This window comes from Mycobacterium sp., from assembly GCF_049280035.1.
Lineage (GTDB): Bacteria > Actinomycetota > Actinomycetes > Mycobacteriales > Mycobacteriaceae > Mycobacterium.
The window spans coordinates 1-3385 of sequence record NZ_JBAPPI010000191.1 but is presented as its reverse complement, the minus strand read 5'-3'; the positions used below and the strand labels follow the sequence as shown (position 1 = coordinate 3385).

The 3385-nt window shown below is 64.8% G+C and carries 4 protein-coding genes; all 4 read left to right on the top strand.

Annotated features, from left to right (window positions below):
• Positions 1 to 2405 (top strand): type VII secretion protein EccCb (eccCb, locus tag WAN71_RS06315; protein WP_422224512.1); only part of this gene is annotated, 2405 nt, incomplete at its 5' end.
• A gap of 18 nt (positions 2406 to 2423) precedes the next feature.
• A complete protein-coding gene (locus tag WAN71_RS06310) occupies positions 2424 to 2732 on the top strand; it encodes a PE family protein (protein WP_422224511.1) in 309 nt (102 codons plus the stop codon).
• 154 nt (positions 2733 to 2886) lie between these two features.
• Positions 2887 to 3180 (top strand): WXG100 family type VII secretion target, encoded by a 294-nt coding sequence (locus WAN71_RS06305; RefSeq protein WP_422224510.1) that lies wholly within the window; start codon positions 2887 to 2889, stop codon positions 3178 to 3180.
• A 32-nt stretch (positions 3181 to 3212) separates the two neighbouring features.
• Positions 3213 to 3385 (top strand): WXG100 family type VII secretion target (locus WAN71_RS06300; RefSeq protein WP_422224513.1); only part of this gene is annotated, 173 nt, incomplete at its 3' end.

Genomic DNA, 3385 nt, shown 5'->3' with positions numbered 1-3385 from the left:
GCGCCGACATCTTCCGCAACTTCCCGCAGGTCGTCGCGGTGATCTCGAACATGGCCGAGAAGAAGTCGTTGGCCGACAGGTTCGCCGACACCCTGCGCGGTGAGGTCGCGCGTCGGGAAATGATGCTGCGTGAAGCCGGACGCCACGTCCAGGGCAGCGCGTTCAACTCGGTGACCGAATACGAAAACGCGATCGCCGCCGGACATGATCTGGCACCGATCCCCACCCTGTTCGTGGTCGCCGACGAGTTCACCCTGATGCTCGCCGATCACCCCGAATACGCCGAGCTGTTCGACTACGTCGCCCGCAAAGGCCGGTCGTTCCGTATCCACATCCTGTTCGCGTCACAGACGTTGGATGTCGGAAAGATCAAGGACATCGACAAGAACACCTCCTACCGGATCGGCCTGAAGGTGGCCAGCCCTGCCGTGTCACGGTCGATCATCGGCGTGGAGGACGCCTACCATATCGAATCCGGCAAGGAGCACAAAGGCCTTGGCTTTTTGGTGCCCGCTCCGGGTGCTGCGCCGATCAAATTCCGCAGCACTTACGTCGACGGCATTTACGATCCGCCGCAGGCCGCGAAAACGATTGTGGTGCATTCTGTTCCCGAGCCAAAGCTGTTCACCGCCGGCCGGGTGGAGCCCGACCAGAGCACGGTGATCACCACCAATGGTCACGAGGAACCAGTCGGCCCGCCACGAAAGTTGATCGCCACCATCGGTGACCAACTTGTGCGCTACGGGCCACGCGCACCAGAGCTGTGGCTGCCGCCGCTCGACGAGCCGATCCCGCTGAGCACCGTGCTAGCCCGCGCAGCACTGCCGCGGGGCGAGTGGCGCTGGCCGCTGGGTGAAATCGACAAGCCATTTGAGATGCGCCGTGACCCGTTGGTGTTCGACGCGCGGTCATCATCCGGCAACCTGGTGATCCATGGTGGGGCAAAGTCCGGAAAATCGACTGCCCTGCAGACGTTCATCTTGTCGGCGGCAAACCTGCACTCGCCCAGCGAGGTGAGTTTCTACTGCCTCGACTACGGCGGCGGGCAGCTGCGGGGGTTGGAGGAGCTGGCCCATGTCGGCAGCGTGGCCTCGGCGCTGGAACCGGAGCGCATTCGCCGCACCTTCGGGGAGCTCGAGCAGCTGTTGCAGTCCCGTCAGCAGCGGGAGGTGTTCCGGGACAGGCAAGGTCCGGATGACGGACGGGGCCAGGTGTTCCTGGTCATCGACAATCTGTATGCCTTCAGCCGGGACAACACCGACCTGTTCAACACCCGAAACCCGTTGCTGAGCAAGGTGACCGAGCTGGTGAACATCGGACTGGCGTACGGCATCCACGTGGTCGTCACTACCCCCAGCTGGCTGGAGGTGCCGCTGGCGATGCGAGACGGCCTCGGGCTGCGGCTGGAGCTGAAGTTGCATGACGCGCGCGACAGCAACGTCAGGGTGATCGGCGCACTGCACCGTCCGGCCGAGGCGGTGCCTGCCGACCAACCGGGTCGCGGCCTGACCATGGGCGCCGAGCACTTCCTCTTCGCGGCACCCGAGCTCGACCAGGTTGCCGCGATCAACGCTCGCCATCCCGGCGTCACGGCGCCGCCGGTGCGGTTGCTTCCGACCAACCTGGCACCGACTACCGTCGGTGCGCTGTATCGGGGCGCCGACCGGATCGTCATCGGTCAGCGCGAAGAAGACTTGGCCGCAGTCGAAGTCGACTTCGCCGACAACCCGCTGCTGATGGTGCTGGGCGACACCAAATCCGGTAAGACGACGCTGTTGCGCCACATCATCCGCACCATCCGCGACAACTCCACCCCGGACCGCGTCGCGTTCACCGTGTTGGATCGGCGGTTGCAACTCGTCGACGAGCCGTTGTTCCCCGACAACGAATACACCCCGAACGTCGACCGGGTGACCCCAGCGATGCTCGGCTTGTCGGCGATCATCGAAAAGCGGCAACCCCCGGCAGGTCTCTCGGCGGCCCAGCTCACCGGCTGGTCATACGAAGGCCCGACCCACTACCTGATCATCGACGACGTGGATCAGATACCGGATGCTCCGGCGATGACCGGTCCGTTCGTCGGGCAGCGGCCATGGACGCCACTGATCGGGCTGCTGGCGCAGGCCAGCGACCTGGGACTGCGGGTGATCGTTACCGCACGCGCAACCGGTGCCGCACACGCGCTGATGACCAGCCCGCTGCTGCGTCGGTTCAACGACCTGCAGGCCACCACGTTGATGTTGTCTGGCAATCCGGCGGACGGCGGAAAGATCCGCGGTCAGCGATTCGATCGGCTGCCCGCCGGTCGGGCAATTCTGCTGGGCGACAGCGACACCCTGACGTACGTGCAGTTGGTCAATCCGCTCGTCGACGAAAGTGTGGCTGTCGATGGTCGGCGAAGTTAATCGAAAGGAGTTTCAGTCATGACTCTGCGAGTCGTCCCAGAGGGTCTAGCTTCCGCCAGCGCCGCTGTGGAAGCAATCACCGCCCGCCTGGCCGCCGCACATGCGGACGCGGCCCCGTTGATCACGGCCGTGGTCCCGTCGGCGGCCGATCCGGTGTCGCTGCAAACCGCGGCGGGGTTCAGCGCCCAGGGCACCGAGCACACCGCGGTGGCAGCCGAAGGTGTGGAAGAGCTCGGCCGTGCCGGGGTCGGTGTCGGTGAGTCCGGCGCGAGTTACGCCGCCGGTGACGCGGCCGCTGCTTCGTCGTATTTGGGTGCCGGCAGCTGACGATGACCGCGCCGGTGTGGATGGCTTCGCCGCCTGAGGTGCCTATGCCGATGGTGCCGGGCACCTGGAGTCCGGATACGCCGGAGGGGGAGGGGGATCACAGCTGAGTGTGCGTGTGTAACAACGGTAGTCGATTTGAGAAAGGACGTCAGTAATGAGTATGTTGGATGCTCATATTCCGCAGTTGGTGGCCTCGCAGTCGGCGTTTGGCGCCAAGGCGGGGTTGATGCGCTCGACGATCGGTCAGGCCGAGCAGGAAGCGATGTCGGCGCAGGCGTTTCACGCCGGGGAGTCGGCGGCGGCGTTTCAGGCCGCCCATGCCCGGTTTGTGGCGGCAGCAGCCAAGATCAATAGCTTGCTGGATATCGCCCAGGCCAACATCGGGGATGCGGCCGGCACGTACGTGGCCGCCGATTCCGCCGCGGCCGGCAGTTACCCCGGCTTCTAAACACCGATACGGCTTAGACGAAAGGATTTGTGATGTCGCAGATCATGTACAACTATCCGGCGATGCTGGCGCATTCGGCGGATATGGCCGGCTATGCCGGAACGCTGCAGAGCTTGGGCGCCGATATCTCGGCGGAGCAGGCCGCGTTGCAGGCCGGTTGGCAGGGTGATACCGGGATGAGCTATCAGGCCTGGCAGGCGCAGTG

Coding starts and splice junctions, on each gene's coding strand:
- WAN71_RS06310 (WP_422224511.1), top strand. CDS start 2,424: ATGACTCTGCGAGTCGTCCCAGAGGGTCTAGCTTCCGCCAGCGCCGCT.
- WAN71_RS06305 (WP_422224510.1), top strand. CDS start 2,887: ATGAGTATGTTGGATGCTCATATTCCGCAGTTGGTGGCCTCGCAGTCG.